Origin of the sequence: Streptomyces sp. YIM 130001, assembly GCF_003574445.1 — a bacterium.
GTDB lineage: Bacteria > Actinomycetota > Actinomycetes > Streptomycetales > Streptomycetaceae > Streptomyces.
Window position 1 is genome coordinate 229,068 of sequence record NZ_KZ984558.1, and the last position, 16,958, is coordinate 246,025.

The 16,958-nt window shown below is 70.3% G+C and carries 18 protein-coding genes and 1 pseudogene; 10 read left to right on the plus strand and 9 right to left on the minus strand.

The genetic code is table 11. From position 1 onward, the window contains the following. Nucleotides 1–38: 38 nt before the first annotated feature. Together DSC45_RS20885 and DSC45_RS20890 are read right to left on the minus strand one after the other, a co-directional pair. Nucleotides 39–914, minus strand: a complete 876-nt coding sequence (locus DSC45_RS20885; RefSeq protein WP_119293178.1) for a hypothetical protein — start codon at nt 912–914, stop codon at nt 39–41. Nucleotides 915–1,091: 177 nt separating this feature from the next. Further along, entirely contained in the window at nt 1,092–2,168 is a 1,077-nt protein-coding gene (locus DSC45_RS20890; RefSeq protein WP_119293180.1) for an aminopeptidase P family protein, read from the minus strand. A gap of 273 nt (nt 2,169–2,441) precedes the next feature. Here DSC45_RS20890 and DSC45_RS20895 point away from each other — a divergent pair, with 273 nt between their 5' ends. Beyond that, nucleotides 2,442–3,443, plus strand: a complete 1,002-nt coding sequence (locus DSC45_RS20895; protein ID WP_119293182.1) for a Ppx/GppA family phosphatase — start codon at nt 2,442–2,444, stop codon at nt 3,441–3,443. 95 nt (nt 3,444–3,538) lie between these two features. Beyond that, the gene (locus DSC45_RS20900) at nt 3,539–3,904 is read left to right on the plus strand and encodes a cupin domain-containing protein (protein ID WP_119293184.1); all 366 of its coding nucleotides are present in this window, start codon (nt 3,539–3,541) and stop codon (nt 3,902–3,904) included. Nucleotides 3,905–3,931: 27 nt separating this feature from the next. On the opposite strand, the gene DSC45_RS20905 is transcribed toward DSC45_RS20900, so the two are convergent. Continuing rightward, on the minus strand, nt 3,932–4,582 hold the full coding sequence (locus tag DSC45_RS20905; RefSeq protein WP_119293186.1) for a hypothetical protein: 651 nt from the start codon (nt 4,580–4,582) through the stop codon (nt 3,932–3,934). A 182-nt stretch (nt 4,583–4,764) separates the two neighbouring features. Between DSC45_RS20905 and DSC45_RS20910 the strand changes: the two genes are divergently transcribed. The 3 genes from DSC45_RS20910 to DSC45_RS20920 all read left to right on the plus strand — a co-directional run bounded on the left by DSC45_RS20910 (nt 4,765) and on the right by DSC45_RS20920 (nt 8,551). Continuing rightward, nucleotides 4,765–6,099, plus strand: a complete 1,335-nt coding sequence (locus DSC45_RS20910; protein ID WP_346426668.1) for a hypothetical protein — start codon at nt 4,765–4,767, stop codon at nt 6,097–6,099. Nucleotides 6,100–6,266: 167 nt separating this feature from the next. Beyond that, complete coding sequence (locus DSC45_RS20915; RefSeq protein ID WP_119293188.1) at nt 6,267–6,899, plus strand: TetR/AcrR family transcriptional regulator; 633 nt, start codon at nt 6,267–6,269, stop codon at nt 6,897–6,899. A gap of 107 nt (nt 6,900–7,006) precedes the next feature. Next, entirely contained in the window at nt 7,007–8,551 is a 1,545-nt protein-coding gene (locus DSC45_RS20920; protein ID WP_119293190.1) for an MDR family MFS transporter, read from the plus strand. A gap of 121 nt (nt 8,552–8,672) precedes the next feature. Here DSC45_RS20920 and DSC45_RS20925 read toward each other — a convergent pair whose 3' ends face one another. Beyond that, nucleotides 8,673–9,365, minus strand: a complete 693-nt coding sequence (locus tag DSC45_RS20925; protein ID WP_240434758.1) for a permease prefix domain 1-containing protein — start codon at nt 9,363–9,365, stop codon at nt 8,673–8,675. Next, nucleotides 9,362–9,703: a PadR family transcriptional regulator gene (locus DSC45_RS20930; RefSeq protein WP_119293192.1), complete on the minus strand. Its 342-nt coding sequence runs from the start codon at nt 9,701–9,703 to the stop codon at nt 9,362–9,364. The genes DSC45_RS20925 and DSC45_RS20930 overlap by 4 nt, the downstream gene beginning before the upstream one ends. A gap of 150 nt (nt 9,704–9,853) precedes the next feature. On the opposite strand from DSC45_RS20930, the gene DSC45_RS20935 reads away from it, so the two are divergent. Continuing rightward, a complete protein-coding gene (locus DSC45_RS20935) occupies nt 9,854–10,336 on the plus strand; it encodes a hypothetical protein (RefSeq protein ID WP_119293194.1) in 483 nt (160 codons plus the stop codon). Nucleotides 10,337–10,396: 60 nt separating this feature from the next. Here the strand turns inward: DSC45_RS20935 and DSC45_RS36935 are convergent. Then, nucleotides 10,397–11,779, minus strand: a pseudogene (locus DSC45_RS36935) (DUF418 domain-containing protein); the annotation flags it as partial. Here DSC45_RS36935 and DSC45_RS20945 point away from each other — a divergent pair. Together DSC45_RS20945 and DSC45_RS20950 are read left to right on the plus strand one after the other, a co-directional pair. Further along, complete coding sequence (locus tag DSC45_RS20945) at nt 11,711–12,790, plus strand: NAD(P)H-dependent amine dehydrogenase family protein (RefSeq protein ID WP_119293196.1); 1,080 nt, start codon at nt 11,711–11,713, stop codon at nt 12,788–12,790. The pseudogene DSC45_RS36935 and the gene DSC45_RS20945 sit on opposite strands and share 69 nt — an antisense overlap. Continuing rightward, nucleotides 12,787–13,278: a carboxymuconolactone decarboxylase family protein gene (locus DSC45_RS20950; protein ID WP_119293198.1), complete on the plus strand. Its 492-nt coding sequence runs from the start codon at nt 12,787–12,789 to the stop codon at nt 13,276–13,278. Before DSC45_RS20945 ends, DSC45_RS20950 begins: the two co-directional genes overlap by 4 nt. 13 nt (nt 13,279–13,291) lie before the next feature. Here the strand turns inward: DSC45_RS20950 and DSC45_RS20955 are convergent, their stop codons facing one another. Continuing rightward, a complete protein-coding gene (locus DSC45_RS20955; RefSeq protein ID WP_240434759.1) occupies nt 13,292–13,684 on the minus strand; it encodes a hypothetical protein in 393 nt (130 codons plus the stop codon). 257 nt (nt 13,685–13,941) lie between these two features. On the opposite strand from DSC45_RS20955, the gene DSC45_RS20960 reads away from it, so the two are divergent. Then, the gene (locus tag DSC45_RS20960; RefSeq protein ID WP_119293200.1) at nt 13,942–14,403 is read left to right on the plus strand and encodes a nuclear transport factor 2 family protein; all 462 of its coding nucleotides are present in this window, start codon (nt 13,942–13,944) and stop codon (nt 14,401–14,403) included. 114 nt (nt 14,404–14,517) lie between these two features. Continuing rightward, a complete protein-coding gene (locus tag DSC45_RS20965; protein ID WP_119293202.1) occupies nt 14,518–15,120 on the plus strand; it encodes a TetR/AcrR family transcriptional regulator in 603 nt (200 codons plus the stop codon). A gap of 65 nt (nt 15,121–15,185) precedes the next feature. Here the strand turns inward: DSC45_RS20965 and DSC45_RS20970 are convergent, their stop codons facing one another. Then, nucleotides 15,186–15,911, minus strand: coding sequence for a DUF2625 family protein (locus DSC45_RS20970; RefSeq protein ID WP_119293204.1), 726 nt, complete (start codon nt 15,909–15,911; stop codon nt 15,186–15,188). A 164-nt stretch (nt 15,912–16,075) separates the two neighbouring features. Continuing rightward, nucleotides 16,076–16,918, minus strand: a complete 843-nt coding sequence (locus DSC45_RS20975; RefSeq protein WP_119293206.1) for a class I SAM-dependent methyltransferase — start codon at nt 16,916–16,918, stop codon at nt 16,076–16,078. Nucleotides 16,919–16,958 lie beyond the last annotated feature (40 nt).

Consider the following 16,958-nt stretch of genomic DNA (forward strand, 5'->3'; position numbering starts at 1 on the left):
GGGACCTGTGCGGTCCCGGGCCGATCCGCACTCCGATGTCATGCGGAGGGCGCGGCCGCCTTGTCGGTGGGCGTCCCGGCCGAGGTGTAGAACACCGAGCTGCCCTGCTTGCTGCGCTGCGCACGGCCCTTGGCCACCAGGCCCTCCAGGGTGGTACGCACCACGGTCACCTTCATCGAGCGGTCCGGGTGTGCCTGAGTCAGCGCGGTGGTCACCTCGGCGGCCGAACGCGGCTCACTCTGATCGGTCAGGTGAGCGCCGATGAGCTCCACCAGCGTAGGACCCGACTGCGTGGAACCCTGCTTCTTGGCCGCCCGCGCGCGCTTCGGTGCCCCGACTGCGCCGCCTGCACTGCCGGTTGAGGCAGCGGCCGACTTGTCCGCAGCCGGAGCGGTCCGCGTCGCCTTGGCCTTGACCGCCTTCACGGTCTTGCCCGCCTTCGGAGCCTTCGGGGTCTTGGCCGGCTTCTCCGCCTTGGCCGCCTTCCCCGCCCCGGCGGTCGACTTCTCGGCCACCGCCTTCCTGGCCGGGGCCTTCGCCGTGCCCTTGGCGCGCGACGAAGCGGCACCACGGGTGCGGCCCGAGCCGGTCCTTCCCGCACCGCGACGCGGAGCCGGAACCGCCTTCTCGGCAACCTCCGCCGGCGCGTCCTGCGCCTCGTCGGACGCGGGCTCCGCGGCGGGCGACCGAGCCCCGGCCGCATTCGAGCCTGCCGCGTCGGCGGACGACCCCAGGGCGTCCCGCACACTCACCAGCACCGCACGGTCGTGCTCAAGAGTCGCCAACTGCTCCTGAAGCGCGGCGAGTTCACCGCCGATCCGCTCCTGCTCCTTGACGTTCGCCTCGAGGTCGGCCGTCACCTGGGCGGCGTACTGGGCCTGAACTCCGGTGGATTCCAACTGAACTTCGGACATGACACTGGCCTTTCGTCGTCGCACGCCCCACGGGCGCCGAACTGGGGGAGCGGATGGTGTCCCCGCTCCCAACTCACGCACACACGAAGGGTGTTCGTCATGTGCCTAACCGCCGTCAGCTCAACTCGTCACGGGGACAAGTGAGGTGAGTGTCCACTCAAGGTTACTGGGATGGCATCACTCAACCACGGCCAGGCCGTGGTCGCTGTTGTTCAGCCGCAATCCACCCTCCTGAGTCACCGTCACGATGTCCTCGATCCGCACCCCGAACCGCCCCGGCAGGTACACCCCTGGCTCGACCGAGAAACACATCCCCGGCACCAGCTGCTGCTCCTCGCCCTCGACCATGTACGGCGGCTCATGTGTCGTCGTGCCGATCCCGTGCCCGGTCCGGTGGATGAAGTACTCACCGAGCCCCGCAGCCTCGATCACCCTGCGCGCCGCCCGGTCCACCTCCTGGCACGAGACCCCCGGCCGGACCGCGTCGAACCCGGCCTGCTGCGCCTCCCGCACCACCGCATGCACCCGCTGCACCTCGGCACTCGGGACGCCGACGTGCACCGTGCGCGTAGTGTCCGACCCGTAACCGTACTTCAGCCCACCGAAGTCAAGAACCACGGTGTCACCCTGCTCGATCACTCGGTCGTCCGCCTCGTGGTGCGGATCCGCACCGTTCGGACCCGAGCCGACCACCGTGAAGTTCACCTGCTCATGACCGAACTCCCGCAGCAGGCGGGCCAGATCCACCGCCACATCCACCTCGCGCCGCCCCGCGAACGCCACCTTCTTGATCTCCTCGTACGCGGCATCGGCCGCAGCCCCCGCCGCGGTCACGCGTGCCAACTCCGCATCGTCCTTGACGGCCCGCAGCATCGGCAGCGCCGTGGTCACCGCCTCGAAACGGGCTCGCGACAACTCGCCCTGCAAAGCAAGGAGATGGAGCGCCCACGTGCTGTCGCTGACGGCGAACGTACCCGCAGCACTCACCAGCGGTGACACGATCCCGTACGGGTCCGTCCCGTCCGTCCAGTCGCGCAACTCAAGGGCCGGCGCACCCGCCGCCTTCGCCGCGTCTGCACGCTCCAGTTTCGGCACCACCAGGACCGGTTGTCCGCCCACCGGCAGCACCAGAAGCGTCAGCCGTTCCGTCATGGCCGACGGCCGGTATCCGGTCAGCCACACCAGATCCGGTCCCGGGGCGACCAGCAGACCGGCGAGGCCCGCTGACGAGGCGGCCAGCGCGGCCCGCTCCATCCGCGCGCGGTAATCGTCGGCAGTGAAGGGAGTGGGAGCGGCAACGGACTGAGTCACAGAGACCTCCAGAGGGGTCGAGCGGCGAGAGGCCCCCTGTCGAGGGCCACCGGTTCCATAGTGCCGGTCAGCCGATCCAGGCGCTCCTCAGGCACGCTCCTCAGGCACGCGGCGCAGGCGCGAGGCGCAGGCGCGAGGACGGGCGCCCGCCTGGGTGCGGCACCCGCGAACCCCCACCGCGTGCGTACACCCCGTGCCCCTGGGTACCCAACGGCCATGCGTATCAGCGTGATTGACGTAGGCTCGAACACGGTGCGGCTGGCGGTCGCGGATGCCAGGGGCGGCGCGCCGCTCCCCGTCCACACCTCCAAACAGCGACTGCGCCTGTCCCAACTGGTAGGGCCGGAGCGAAGGCTGGGCCCGCAGGCCGTGGAGCGTCTGTCCGAATCCGTCGCCTCGGCGTGGTCCGAGGCTGCGAGATGGGGCTCCGAAGAACCCTTCGCCTTCGCCACCGCCGTGGTCAGAGACGCCCCGAACCGCGACGAGATCCTCAGGACCGTCCGCGAGGAGACCCAAGTCCCTCTGCATGTACTGGCAGGCGAGGTCGAGGCCGAACTGACCTTCCTCGCCGCACGACGCTGGATGGGCTGGAGAGCCGGCCCGCTCGCCGTACTGGACATAGGCGGCGGATCCCTCGAGGTCGCCTTCGGCCGTGGCCGACTGCCCGACTTCGCTGTGTCCCTGCCCCTCGGTGCCAACCGCCTCACCCGTGAACACATGCAAGCCCAGGACCCACCCACCAGGGACACCCTCAAACACGTACGCCGCCGCATCCGTCACGAACTGCGTGACGTGGCCGCCCGCATCCAGTGGGAGGGCCCGCTCACCGCAGTCGCCACCTCACGCACCTTCAGTCAACTCGGGCGGCTGTGCGGGGCACCCGCCGGGCGCCACGGCCCCTTCGTGGACCGGCAGTTGAGCCGCCGCGGGTTGCGCGAGGCCATCGACCGCCTGGGTGCCCTGCCCGCCGCCCGTCGCGCGGAACTCCACGGCATCTCCGCACCGCGCGCCTCCCAGGCACTCGCCGGAGCACTCGTCGGGCACACCGCGATGAAGCTCATGGGCCTCGACACCCTCACCCTGTGCCCGTGGGCCATCCGCGAGGGCATTCTGCTGCGCCGTATCGAGGACCAGGACTCCTGGCGTCCGACCCCTCACCTGCACCACACGCTGCCCGTCCAGCTGACCGGACGCCAACTCCAGCTTGCCGGACGCTGACCCGGCTCACTCACTGCGCCTGGCCGCCACCCTCCCGGGCGGCCAGGCACGCACCGCCCGCACCGACGCGTCGCAGCGCCTGCTAACTTCCGTCCATGAACGACAGCGTCTACGTGGGCAATGCGGGCAAGGACGCGGCACTCGACCGCGGCTGGCTGCTCGGCCACTTCAAGGGCCACGACGACCCCCGTCACAGCGAAGACGTCGAGATCAAATGGGGAGTCCACCCGCCCGGCGACGAACGCGCGCAATGGGTGGAGGGGGAGGAGCGCACGGCCCTCCTCGTGCTCATCGACGGCCGCTTCCGCGTCGAACTCCCGGGCCGCAGCGTACTTCTCGCCGAGCGCGGCGACTACGTCGTATGGGGCCGAGGTGTCGACCACTCCTGGTACGCCGAGGAGGAATCTGTCGTCCTCACGGTGCGCTGGCCCTCGGTCGCCGGCTACCGAGTGCCGCAGTAGCACGTCACGGCCCGCATGTGCGGTGCCTCAGCCCCGCAGTCCGGTGGTCGGATGGGAGAGCCCCGCCCGTTTCGCACGGGCGAGACGGCCCTTGTCACGGGCGATGCTTCGGTAGCGCTCCGCGGCCGTACTGCTGCCGTGCTGGACCGTCATCAACTCCCGACCGCCCGGCTCCGCGATCACCCCACCGAAGTCGGGATCGCCGGCGAACCAGGCGCCCTGCTCCATGACGCCCGTCCACCGCTTGCGCTGCACCGGGTTCACCGCGCGCATCGGCGGCGACCATTCCCCGTCCGGCTCCACCTGCAGGTGCACCGGCAGCGCCATCACGTCCCTGACTCCGGGCGACGGACGGACCGCGGCACAGTACTGCCACGGATACACCCGCAGAATCCGTCGCATCCTCCACAGCCGCAGAATCGGCCCCAGCGAGTACAGCGCGAGCGCGAAGATGAACGGCGCCGCCACCAAGCAGACGAACCCGGCGATCCGCATCCACATCGGCTCCGACCCCGTCCGGTTCCCGAGCAGACCCATCACCGTCACCGTGGCCAGCAACAGCAGGACAACCAGTGGCACGGCCGCCCCGGCACGCAACCGCATCCGCTGCCAGGTCTCACGCGTCGGACCGTGCTCGAACGCGCACTGGTCCGGCGGAATCTGCGCGGCGGGTGTCATCGTCGGGCTCCTGCGTCGGGTTCTGCGAGTTTAGGCCAAGGCGCTACGCGGCAGCGCCTGACCTCAGTCGCAGGTCCTCGCGCAGAAGGGGCCCTGCAGCACGGCACCTCGCTGTCGCGGGCGTAACATGTGCACTTTGTTCCACCGGCGCCGAAGCACCAGACCAACCGGGAGAGTTACCTGTGACCGTAGCGTTCGACCCCGCAGCCGTAGACGGCACTGCCACCGAAGCCCACGACGGTGCGGCCGGTGACTCGGGCCGGGCCACGGCCGATGACGCGGCCCGGGGCGTTCCTGCCGACCCGGACGACGGCTTCTTCGTCGTCCCCGAACCGTCCGCACCCGTCCTCGGTGACCATCCGGGTCCGCCCGACTCGGACCGGAACGTCGCTGCCGACCGGGGCACCGACTCGGACCAGGGTGTCGACGGGGAGCAGGATCTCCACGCCGACGGAGCCGAGGTCACGGACGCGGCAGATGAACCGGACCTGACCGCCGACGACGAGGTCCCGGCCGTCGACGTGGACGAGCGCGTGGCTGAGGACGCCCGAGAGTTCGGCGTCTATGCCCGCACCGGCGGTTGGGCCTTCGCCCTCAAGGTCGCCCGCAGCGTCCGGCCCGGCGGACAGTCCGCGGGGGAGACGGTCAAGATCTCCGCGAAGCAGTTCGGCAAGCTCGCCGGCTGCTCCCCGGAGCGGATCATGCGCTACTACAAGGCGTGGGACATGGCCGCGGACGACGGTCTCGTGCCGCAGTTCGAGGCCCTGACCCCGGGTGAGGATATCGAACTGCCCGAGGCCGACGTCTGGCTCTCGTACTACACCTCCCGCAGCAGCGCCACGTCCGTACGCGGCACGGCGATCACCGCGGCCGCCGAGGCCGAGGGCATCCGCCCCACCAAGGCTCTCGAGGTCGCGGAGAACCCCACCGCCCTGCGCGCCGCGATCCTCGCCGACCCGTCCACCGCAGAGGCCGCCCGGCACGCACTCCTCGACCGCCTGCAGGACGACCCGGCCCTGCAGACGGAACTGGCGCGCGACGTCGCCCGCACCGAGGTGCTCAAGAAGGCGGTCGCCGGAGAGGCCAAGGTCGCCGACCGCATCGACTACGTCCGCCGGATCGCCGAGGAGGGCGAACTGAAGACCCCCGCGGGCCAACGTGTCGACGCCCCGGCCGAACTGCGCGAGGAGGCCGAGCGTCATCTGTCGCTGATCGACGAGCTCGACGAGTCCGAAGAGGCCGGCGAGTGGGCCGCGGAGGCGTTCGACACGATGAAGGGGCTTGCGGCCGAGGCGGTCGAGCGGGCCGTCGAGTCCGACCCCGAACTGCGTGTGCAGGAACGCCGAACCAAGTTCTACTCCAGCCTCGACAAGGCGACGAAGGTCTTCGAGGAGCTGACCCTCGACGACGCCGACGACTTCTACGAGGACGACATGGTCCGCCGGCTCGAGGACCTGCAGCAGGCCATCGGTTCCTGCATCTCCGCACTGCGCAAGGCGAGTTCGACCGAGGACTGACCGGACCCGCAGCACCACACCGAGCACCCAGGCCGCGCCGGCCCGACCGGCGCGGCCTGCGCTGTGTTCGCCTGCAGACCAGCCGGCGCGCCCGCATTCCAGCAGGTCGCAGAGCGCTCGCGGCCAGTTTTTGCAGTGCTCTGCACTTTTGCGTTACCGTGCAAAACATGGTGGAACGAGGGCAGCCCGACGGGCTACGTCAACGCAAGAGGCAGGCGACACGACACGCCCTCTTCGAGGCCGCGGTACGTCTGGCCGCGGATCAGGGCGCGGAGAACGTCACGGTCGAGGCGATCAGCGAACGCGCCGGCGTCTCGCCGCGGACCTTCTTCAACTACTTCAAGAGCCGGGAAGAGGCCTTCGTCATGGCCGACCCGGAAGCGGGCGAGCGCCTGCGCGAGGTGATGCGCGAAGCCCCGCCCGAGGGGTCCATGCTCGACGTCCTGCGCGACTACATGGCGGAGAACCTGTCGGGCCTCGACTTCGACCCGGAACTGTGGTCCCTCGTCGCGCTGGTGCTCTCCCGCTCCCCGGAGCTGACATCCCGGATGCTGTCGCTGCAGGCCGAGGACGAGAAGGCGACCGCGGACGTGGTCCTCCAGCGCCTGCGCGACCAGGGCGAACCCGACCGGCAGGCGCAGCTCTACTCGCGGATGATCGCTGCTCTGCCGGCCCTGTCGGCGCGCGTCGCTGTGACCCTCTGGCACGAGACGGCGCGCGACGAGCCGCTGCTCGACGTCTTCCACCGCGTCTTCGACCAGCTCGCCGCCGGCCTCACCAGGCCGCTCGGCGCGCGGTGACCCACTCAACTCATCCATCCCTTCGGGCAGTTCAAGGAAGTCCAGTGAATTCCGTCAGTGCTGACGCGCCTCCCACCCGGGAGAAACCCCAACAGATACTCCTGGCGATGTCGGGCCTCATGGCCGGCATGTTCGTGGCGGTACTGGCCGGCACGATCGTGTCGAACGCCCTGCCCCGGATCATCGTCGACCTCGGTGCGAGCCAGTCCTCGTACACCTGGGTGGTCACCTCGGAGCTGCTCGCCATGACGGCGACCGTGCCGCTGTGGGGCAAGCTCTCCGACCTCTTCAACCAGAAACTGCTGCTGCAGCTGTCGCTCGGCCTCTTCGTCGTCGGATCGCTGGTCGCCGGGTTCTCCCAGGGCATCGGGATGCTCATCCTCAGCCGCGTGATCCAGGGCATCGGAGCGGGCGGTCTGACCGCCCTCGCCCAGGTCGTCATGGCCGCGATCATCCCGCCGCGTGACCTGGGGCGGTACGGCGGCGTGTTCGGCGCGGTGTTCGCCGTGGGCACGGTGGCCGGTCCGCTGGTCGGCGGACTGCTCGTCGACACCGAATGGCTCGGCTGGCGCTGGTGCTTCTTCGTCGGCGTGCCGTTCGCCCTCGCCGCGATCGCCATCCTGCAGCGCACTCTGAAGCTGCCGACCACGCGGCGTGAGGTGCGGATCGACTGGCTCGGTGCGTTCCTCATCGTCGCCGGCGTCTGCGCCGTCCTGGTCTGGACGTCGCTGGCCGGCAACAACTTCGACTGGGCCTCCTGGCAGACCGCCGCGCTCACCACCACCGCAGCCGTCCTGCTCGGCGCGGCGGTCTACGTGGAGTCGAGGGTGCCGGAGCCCGTCGTCCCGCTCACCGTGTTCCGCAACCGCACCGTGTCGCTGACCACCCTGGCGAGCTTCTTCGTCGGCGTCGCGATGTTCGCCGGCACCGTCTTCCTCGCCCAGTACTTCCAGGTCGCCCTCGGCAAGTCACCCACGGTGGCGGGCCTCATGAGCCTGCCGATGATCGGCGGCCTGCTGGTCTCCTCCACCGTCGCGGGCCAGGTCATCAGCCGGACCGGCCGCTGGAAGGCCTTCCTGGTCGCCGGCGCCGTGATCATGGTCGCGGGCCTCGGTCTGCTGTCCACCCTCGACTCGAGCACCGGCTTCGGGCTGCTCAGCGCGTACATGGCGGTGTTCGGCATCGGCATCGGCATGCTGATGCAGAACCTGGTCCTGGTCGCGCAGAACGATGTGCCTGCCCATCAACTGGGCGCGGCCACCTCCACGTTGTCGTTCTTCCGTAGCCTCGGCGGCACGATCGGCACCAGCGTGCTCGGTGCCGTACTCGCCAACCGGGTCGCGACCGAGATGACCAAGGGGCTGGCCGACCTCCCGGGCGCTGGTGCCGTGGGGGAGGGCAGCGGCGGCGGGCATGGTGCGGTGCCGGACATGAGCGCGGTGCCGGGCCCGGTCAAGGCTGTCGTCGAGAACGCCTACGGAACGGCCACCGGCGACCTCTTCCTGATGTCCCTGCCGTTCGCCGTACTCGCCCTGATCGCGGTCCTGTTCATCCGCGAGAAGCCGCTGAAGACCACGACGTCCGTCGAGCGCCGCGCCGAGGAAGAGGGGGCGCAGGAGCGGACGCCGGTGTCGGTGTCCGCGACCGACTGACGTACGTACCCATCGGAGGCAGCCGTGGAGGTCGCGCCCGGTGTCCGCCGAGCAGCAGCTCCCCGTCATCGGTGACGGGGAGCTGCTGCTCGTGTCAGGTACGCCCGTGGGTCGGTGCCGGTCACGCCACCTGTCGATCGGCGAGGCGGGCGCACCGCCGGCAGGCGCGGGCCGCGGATGCGACGGACGCGTGCACGGCGGCCGCGAGCGCCCCGGCACACAGCAGCAGCGGCCATTGAGCGGCAAGTCCGGCCGTCGCCGCGAGGGTCAGTGCCGTCACGGCCATGACCGTGCTCGCCGTAGTACCGCCGAGGGCGACGGCACGTGGGAGCCGGTCGGGAGTGGGGAGCCACCGCGCGAGAGCCCCGGTCGCCGCCAGCACTCCAGCAGCGAGCAGCACGATCGCGGCCGCCGCGACCGCGAAGAACTGCACGACCTGCGGCAGGAACGTCCCCGGACCGGCCGCCGCCCGCATGAGCAGCCAGCAGACGGCGAGCAGCGGAGCCGTCAGTGTCACGGCCCGCGCCGTGTGACGGGCCTGCGCGATCGTCAACTCCTGCTGGCAGGCAGGCGCGAGCTCTGTCACGCTGCCGAACTCACGGACCGCCCGCGCCTCCGCCGTCGCGTACGGCACACCTGATGCGGCATGCGCGGCAACCGTGTCCAGCAGGCCCTGACGCATGTCGTCGAGCATCCGTTGCTTGGCCCCGTCCGGCCCGTGCAGCGCGTCCGCGAGCGAAGCGAGATGCTGCTCCACCGGGTTGGCCGACTCGGCGGCGGACTCCGCCCGTCGAGCATCACGCAGACGTCTCACGCCGGGCTCCCGGGCGGTGTCGCCGGATCGAGCACCGAGCCGATCACCGCCGTGAACTCGCGCCACGCGGCGCGCTCGCCATCGAGCGACGTGCGCCCGGCATCCGTCAGTTCGTAACAGCGGCGGCGGCGCTCGCCCGTCGTCTGCCAGCTGCTGCGGAGCAGGCCGAGGCGCTCGAGGCGGTTCAGAGCGGGATAGATGGTGCCCGTACGCAGTTCGATCGCGCCGTCGCTGCGGCCCTTGACCGCCGTGATGATCGCGTACCCGTGCAGAGGTCCCGGCTCGAGCACGGCCAGGAGGAGTCCGTCGAGGTGCCCACGCACCGCATCCGTCTTCATAGGTAGACAGCCTACCCAAGGAAGGTGTCGGCAGTGTATGTATTGGCAGCCGACTTATTTACGTTGGCTGCCAATAGGTGCGCCGGTCGGCATCCGGGGCCGGTGCGCCTACGGCATGCCCTGCTCGCAGCGCCCGGCCCGGAGGCCCACGTGACCGAACTGCTCCTGTCCCTCCATGTACTCGTCGCGATCGTCACCGTCGGCGCGATCACCGTGGCCGCCTCCATGTTTCCGCGCTTCGCACTCCAGGCCTGCGCCGACGACAGCGAGCGCGGCAGACCCGCGGGCGTCGCCGCGGTCCTGCACCGGGTGTGCAGCGGGTACGCGGTGGCCGGCGTCGCCGTTCCCGTCTTCGGCATCGCCACCGGAGCTCAGCTCGGCGTACTCACCGACGCCTGGCTCATCGCCTCACTGATCCTGACCCTGGCCGCCGCCGCGCTCCTCGGGCTCGGCGTCCTGCCCGCCCAGCGCCGCCTGCTGGACCTCGCCGCCGAGCGCACGGCTCCGGCGGGCCGCGATGCCGCCCGTTCCGTCGCCGGTCGCATCACCATGCTCACGGGCATCTTCAACCTGCTGTGGGCGATCGTCGTCGTCCTGATGATCGTCCGACCCGGATCCACCACGGGGGCATGACCGCGCATCGGCAACTCCCTTGGGTATGCGTGCCGTTGAGACGGCACTGCCGTACGTCACCCGCCGGACCAGAACCTCGAACGGCCCCCGCTGCCCCGACCGCCGCATCCGCTCGGCCAACAGCACCGTCCCGAGCCACACGCCTACGGCCAGGAGCGCGGTGCCGGACACGCTGAGGACCCCCGAAAGATCCAGCAGGAACGGAGTGAAGACCACCGCCCAGACCACGGACTGCGCGAGATAGCAGGTCATCGACCGCTGTCCGGCCGCGGCGACCGCACCCACCACACGCCCACGCCGTTCGGCAGGACGCGACGCCACCAGCGCGACCAGCGCCGCGTACCCGAACCCGCCGAGCACACCCGTCGCATCGTGCAGCGGGCCGATCGTCTCCAGTACCTGCCGACCGGGCACATCGACGATGCCCGCGGTCATGACGGACGCGGGCTGCGCACCGAGAACGGCGGCGCCGATGCCCACCACGGCAGTGACACGCAGCAGCGTCCGATACCGCTCGGCCTCCTCCAGCACGCGACGCCGCCCGGCCCACAACCCCATCGCGAACGGGCACAGAAACCCGAGGGGGCCGAGGAGTGCCACCAGCGGTGCCACCTTCAGGCGCTCGGTGAACATCGTGCCCACATCCGGGGGCAGCATCGAGCGATCCGGCGCATCGGCGCTCACGGCCAGCGAACCGTCGCTCGGCATCGCCATCATCACGAAGAACAGCAGCGCGGTCACCAGCAGCCAGCGGTCCTTCCACCGCACCATCCAGGCACCCACGAGCAGCAGTACACCGTAGGCGGCCAGGATGTCGCCGACGTACAGCAGCATCGCGTGCAGCGAGCCGACCACCACCAGCACCAGGCCGCGCCGCCAAAGCAGCCGCCGCACGGCTCGTGGCCGGGACGCGGCCTGCCGGCGCACGATGTGCGCCACCCCGTATCCGAAGAGCAGCCCGAACATCGGGAACGCCCGGCCGTCCACGAAGGTGGCGATCAGCCACGCGGTGGCCGAGTCCACCACCGATCCGCCCTGCGGAAACCCCCCGAGAACATGTGAACCCCGAAGGAAATAATGGGAGTTGGCGAGGGCGATGAACAGCAGCATGGACCCACGCGCCAGGTCCGGCGCGAGGGACCGCTTCGTCAGTGTCGTCGGTCCGGACAGCTCAGTCGTCATGCCCTCAGCAAACGCCGCGCCCCACCGGCCCTGCATCGGCCGAAGGTCGAGACGCACCCGACCTTCGTCTAGGAGCCGGTCGAGCCGCCAGGACTTCGGGCGGCCGCGGGGGAACCGAGTGGGTCCGGCGCCAGGCACAATCCGTGGCGCACGCCTATGGGAAGTGCAAGCCGTATTGGCTACTCTCCGCGGATGATTCCGACAGTGGTGTGGGGTACCGGAAATGTCGGGCGTGCAGCGATCCGTGCGGTGACGGCGCATCCTGCGCTGGAGCTCGCAGCGGTCGTGGTGCACGACCCGGCGAAGGTGGGCCAGGACGCGGGCAAGCTCGCGGGTCTCGACGATCCACTCGGTCTGGCGGCGACGGACGATGTCGCCGCCGTCCTCGACGCTCGACCGGGAGCCGTGGTGTACGCGGCATCGGGCGACGTCCGGCCCGACGGCGCGCTCGCCGACATCGTGCGAGCCCTCCGAGCGGGCGCGGTCGTCGTCACTCCCGCGCTGTACGCCCTCTACGATCCCGTCAGCGCGCCGACCGAGATCACCGATCCGGTGAACGCCGCGATCGCTGAGGGCGGCGGTTCGCTCTTCGTCTCCGGAATCGACCCGGGCTGGGGAAACGACATACTTCCGCTCCTGGTCAGCGGCCTCGGCTCGACCATCGACGCGATCCGCTGCCAGGAGATCTTCGACTACTCCACGTACGACCAGGCCCAGGCGGTGCGCGACCTGATCGGCATGGGGCACCCGCTGGACCACAGCCCGCTGATGCTGGCGCCGACGGTACCGACCATGGTCTGGGGTGGGCAGATACGCCTGATGGCCCGCGCACTCGGCGCCACCCTCGACGAGATCCGGGAAGTCGTGGAGCGCCATCCCCTCGAAGCCACGGTCAGCACCGGCACGATGGGCGTCTTCGAGGCCGGGACACAGGGCGCGGTGCGGTTCGAGGTCCAGGGGATCGTCGGTGGCGAGCCGCGGATCGTCATCGAGCACGTGACCCGCATCCACCCCTCCTGTGCACCGCACTGGCCGACGCCTCCCGCCGGCGACAGCGCCCATCGAGTCGTCGTCGAGGGCAGGCCACGTATCGAGGTGACCGTCGAGGCGACCGACGAGGGCGAGAACCGGGCAGCGGGAGGCAACGCCACCGCGGTGGGCCGGCTCGTCAACGCGATCGACTGGCTGGTGGCGGCCGAGCCCGGCCTCTACGACGCCCTGGACATCCCCCTGAGCCCGGCCGCGGGCCGACTCGGAAGGAGTCAGAAATGATCGTCAGTGTGCCCGAGGGCACAGACCCGATCGCCCACGTGTGGGGCGACATGGTTCCCGGAATCGGGACCGCCGCCGCGGAGTTCTCGCTGGCCGTGTACGCACACACCACCCTGGGGCTGCGGGAGTTCGAGGCCGCACGCCTGCGGATCGCCCAGATCAACGGCTGCCAGTTCTGCCTGGACTGGCGCACCGACCGCGACGGAGAACGCGTGGAGGACACCTTCTCCGACGCGGTCACCGAGTGGCGCACCACCGACGCCTTCGACGACCGCACCCGTCTGGCAGCCGAATACGCGGAGCGCTACGCCCTCGATCACCACGCCTTGGACGACGCCTTCTGGACCACGATGAAGGAGCACTACAGCGAAGCGGAGATCGTCGAACTCACCATGAGCATCGGCTCCTGGCTCACCTTCGGCCGCCTCAACCGCGTCCTCGGCCTGGACACGGCCTGCGTCCTGCCCGGCCACAGCCGGCCGGCTTGACCGAACCCGTTGCTCAACTGCCCCTGCCGCAGGGCGGGGACGGGACGTCCCACACGGCGTCGGAGCGACTCACGACGCTCCGGAGCTCTCGGGCGCTGCGAGGCGACAGGGCTTGCAGCACGACGTCCAGGAGGGCGCGCGCTTCGAAGGGATCGCCGCAGCAGTACCAGTGCACATCGCCCCGCTCGTGGTCCTGCCACAACTGTCGCTCGGGCCTGCGTACGTAGTCCTTCCACAGGCGCGCCGCTGCGCGGACATCGCCCGGCCGCAGGTAGTTGCGGTCGTGCTCGAGACGCGTGATCTCGTTCGTGGCACGTGCGGACAGACCGTCGATGACCGGCCCCGGAGGGCCCGTCCGGTGATCGGGTGCGCCGGCACGGATGCGGCGTGGCCGGCTACGCGCCATGGCCCCTTCGGATCGTCGTCATGCCCCACATGGTGCACGAACGGGGCTGCATCGGCATCGCTCTTTTCTCCTTTCGTCGCCGCGCCGCACGGGGTGAACTGCTCTGCGCGTGCCCCTGACAAGAATTTATGGACAGTCTGTCGTAATCTTTACGACGGACTGTCGCATAAGCGAGTCCGGGGCGGCGAAGAGCGCCACCCGAGCACGCCAGAACGGACGCTCCGGCACAGCCGCAGCGCAGGAAAGGGGTCCTCCTCATGAGCGCCACCGATCGCGCCGAAATCATCGAGCTCTTCGGCAGGTACGCCGACATCGTGGACATGAAGGAGTTCACCGAGTTGCCCGGCCTCGTCCACACCGACCCGCTCACCCTCGACTTCGAGTCGGTCGCCGGCATCCCGCCCATGGACACGCCCCTCGGCGACTACGTCGAGATCCTCCGCGGGGTGTTCGCCCCGTTCGCCGCGACCCACCACGTCATCACCGGACACGTCGTGCACATCGACGGCGACCACGCGAAGATCCACGCACACGTACGCGCCGAACACTGGCTCCCCGACGAGCTCACCGACGGCGGGCCCAACCGGTGGCTGGTGGTCGGCTTCTACGACAACGAGGCGGTCCGCACGGCGGACGGCTGGCGCCTGAGCCGCGTCAAGCTCACCTCGACGTACCAGGAGAACGCCCACCTGGTTCGTGCCGTCATGCCCTCGGAATAGCCGCGCCGGAGGCCGCTGCCCCGAGCCCCGTACGTTCTGCCCGCACGCAGGCCGTACGGGCGGGGGAGCAGACCCGGTCGACGGGGAAGTGGTGCGGGAGAGGAGGATGTGCGGATGCCGCGGATCCGGGGAGCCAGCATCGAGGAGCACCACGAGCTGGTGTGGGCCGACCTCGCCGAGGCGATGCGTCAGCTACTGCTCGAGCGCGACTACGACGCGATCAACATGGGCCACATCGCGGCCCGGGCCGGACTGGCCCGCAACACGCTGTACAACTACGCCCGCGACAAGGCGACCCTGGTCCTCGCGCTGACGCGACGGGCCGGCCGCCCCGCGGTCGAACGCGTGGCCGCGATCGCGGCCCGGTCCCAGGATCCGGCCGCGGAACGCCTCCGGGAGATCATCGAGGCAGTCCTGGAACTGGCTGCCGACCAGTCCATGCAGCTCATCTTCCGGCCGGGCGCCAATCTCCCCGCCAGCGAGGTGCCGATGGGGCCCGAGAGCCCGTTCCGGGCCATCGTGATCGAGGTGGAGAACGTCGTACGGGACGGTGCGGCCCGCGGGGAATTCCGCGACATCGACGACGTGCACCTCACCGTGGAACTGCTGTCCGGCGTCATGCGCGCCGGTACCGAACGCATCGGCCGGGACCCGGCCACCTTCGCCGCCACGGTCCGCGCGACGCAGTCGATCCTCCTCGCCTCGCTGGCGCGCTGACCGCGTCGGATCCTGACGTGCGGGTGCGGGTGCGGGGCCGCGGAGGTGCTCGGTCGCGGGTCTCGTCACATGCCGCCGAGGAATCCCGGGTCGGGGGTTCCTGTCTGGCGCGCGAACTCCTCGGCCACGGCGATGACTTCACTCATCGGCACAGGCCGCCGGCTGGTGGCCGCGAGATCGGCGTGAGCCTCATCGGACCACAGGAACGGATACACCGAGATGCCCTGGGACAAGCCCAGCGCACCGGCATCCCGGCGCCAGCCGGGCCACCGCAGCCCGTCGTAGAAAGTGTCGAGTCGGCCCGAGAGCAACCACGTGACCCACTGGGAGTGGCTCAGGCCCATCGCCTCCCAAGCGAGCGTCTCGGGAGCGAAGTACGTCATCTGTCCGGGTGCCCCGGGCCGGCCGGCGGCCGCCGGATCCGGGCCGTTGAGCGCGAAGACTCCGCCGACCACGTCGTGACCGACGACGAGCCCCGCCGCAGGCCGCCAGTGCGGATCGAAGTCGGCCGGGAAGCCGTTGACCTGCGCCAGACTTGCCAGCCCGGCACCCGCGCGCGAACCCCCGCCGTACACGCGCACCCACCCGTCGTCGACGAGCAGCCCGCCGCAGTTCCACGCCAGAGCCCCCAGCACCGATCGCGCAGTCACCTGCAACTGCACCAGACTGCGGCGGCTCTCCCCGCTGTCGGCGGGCAGTACCCGCACGGGTACGGGGCCTGCCGAAACCGTCTCCCGAAGGCCCGGCCATGCCGGATCCTCCACGTGCACCAATTCGTCGATCTGCCGCATCCGAAGATGATCCCACCCGCCTCGGCGCCGTCGGCATCACCTTCGGTGGCCGGATCGTCGTGCATTCAGGAAGCTCGACAACCCCGACTGCGCAACTGATCGGACAGTCGCGGAGGGGGCGCGGGCGCCGTCGTCGGGTACGGGCGCATCGCCGCGTACCCGGTTCAACTCCTGCTGCTGCGCGTGTTGTCGCGGCGCGTGTGCGCCGTGCGGAGTTCGGTGAGGTACCGCTTGGTGATCCGGCCTCCGTACCTGCCGTCGATCAACTCGGCGATGGACTCCAGCAGTCGGCGCCTGGCGGAGGCGGGAAGTGCCCGGTGGCCGGAGTAGGTCTGCAGCACGTCGAGGTATTGCGCTGTCGTGTAGGTGAGGTCCCATGCGTAGCGCCGACAGTCGACGGGCCCGTACCGGCCGCTTCGTGCGGTCTCGGCCTCGTGTTCCGAGGCGTCGACGTCGTCCTCGGCCGGGAGGCGCAGTCCGGGCGGAGTGGCCGGGTCGAAGCGCTCGTAACAGTCCTGGACCTCGATGAAGAACGCGTCGCTGCCGCCTGCCACATGCTGTGTGGCGACCACGGCCAGGGTGCCGCCGGGACGTAGCGCGTCAGCGGCCTTCGTCATCCGCACGGCCGGATCGATCCAGTGGAACGCGGTCGCCGCGAGGACGACGTCGAACGGTTCCCCGGGCAGCGGCCAGGACTCGAAATCCGCCCTCACGATGTCCACCGCAGGGAAGCGGGCCAGGTTACGGCGGGCGACGGCGGCCATGCCCGTACCCGGTTCGACCGCGGTGATCCGGCAGCCGCGCGCGGCGAGCGGCACGGTCGCCTTGCCGGTGCCGGCCCCCACCTCGAGGACGCGACACCCGGGACCGGTGCCCGCCACTTCGCCGAGATCGTCGAACATCCGGGGCGGATAGCCGGGCCGGGCGCGGTCGTACAGCTCCGCGTCCTCGTCGAAGGTCCGGCTCAGGCGGACACGGTGATCTTCCTCAGGTGTGTCGTCGCGCATGACAGCAGGCTAGGACGGTGGACGTACACGTGGCCCGGGA

Excerpts from the sequence above, each read along its gene's own strand:
- DSC45_RS20965 (WP_119293202.1), top strand. The coding sequence starts at position 14,518 with ATGCCGCGGATCCGGGGAGCCAGCATCGAGGAGCACCACGAGCTGGTG.
- DSC45_RS20890 (WP_119293180.1), bottom strand. The coding sequence starts at position 2,168 with ATGGAGCGGGCCGCGCTGGCCGCCTCGTCAGCGGGCCTCGCCGGTCTG.
- DSC45_RS20895 (WP_119293182.1), top strand. The coding sequence starts at position 2,442 with ATGCGTATCAGCGTGATTGACGTAGGCTCGAACACGGTGCGGCTGGCG.
- DSC45_RS20975 (WP_119293206.1), bottom strand. The coding sequence starts at position 16,918 with ATGCGCGACGACACACCTGAGGAAGATCACCGTGTCCGCCTGAGCCGG.
- DSC45_RS20915 (WP_119293188.1), top strand. The coding sequence starts at position 6,267 with ATGGTGGAACGAGGGCAGCCCGACGGGCTACGTCAACGCAAGAGGCAG.
- DSC45_RS20945 (WP_119293196.1), top strand. The coding sequence starts at position 11,711 with ATGATTCCGACAGTGGTGTGGGGTACCGGAAATGTCGGGCGTGCAGCG.
- DSC45_RS20950 (WP_119293198.1), top strand. The coding sequence starts at position 12,787 with ATGATCGTCAGTGTGCCCGAGGGCACAGACCCGATCGCCCACGTGTGG.
- DSC45_RS20885 (WP_119293178.1), bottom strand. The coding sequence starts at position 914 with ATGTCCGAAGTTCAGTTGGAATCCACCGGAGTTCAGGCCCAGTACGCC.
- DSC45_RS20960 (WP_119293200.1), top strand. The coding sequence starts at position 13,942 with ATGAGCGCCACCGATCGCGCCGAAATCATCGAGCTCTTCGGCAGGTAC.
- DSC45_RS20900 (WP_119293184.1), top strand. The coding sequence starts at position 3,539 with ATGAACGACAGCGTCTACGTGGGCAATGCGGGCAAGGACGCGGCACTC.
- DSC45_RS20930 (WP_119293192.1), bottom strand. The coding sequence starts at position 9,703 with ATGAAGACGGATGCGGTGCGTGGGCACCTCGACGGACTCCTCCTGGCC.
- DSC45_RS20905 (WP_119293186.1), bottom strand. The coding sequence starts at position 4,582 with ATGACACCCGCCGCGCAGATTCCGCCGGACCAGTGCGCGTTCGAGCAC.
- DSC45_RS20920 (WP_119293190.1), top strand. The coding sequence starts at position 7,007 with ATGTCGGGCCTCATGGCCGGCATGTTCGTGGCGGTACTGGCCGGCACG.
- DSC45_RS20955 (WP_240434759.1), bottom strand. The coding sequence starts at position 13,684 with ATGGCGCGTAGCCGGCCACGCCGCATCCGTGCCGGCGCACCCGATCAC.
- DSC45_RS20970 (WP_119293204.1), bottom strand. The coding sequence starts at position 15,911 with ATGCGGCAGATCGACGAATTGGTGCACGTGGAGGATCCGGCATGGCCG.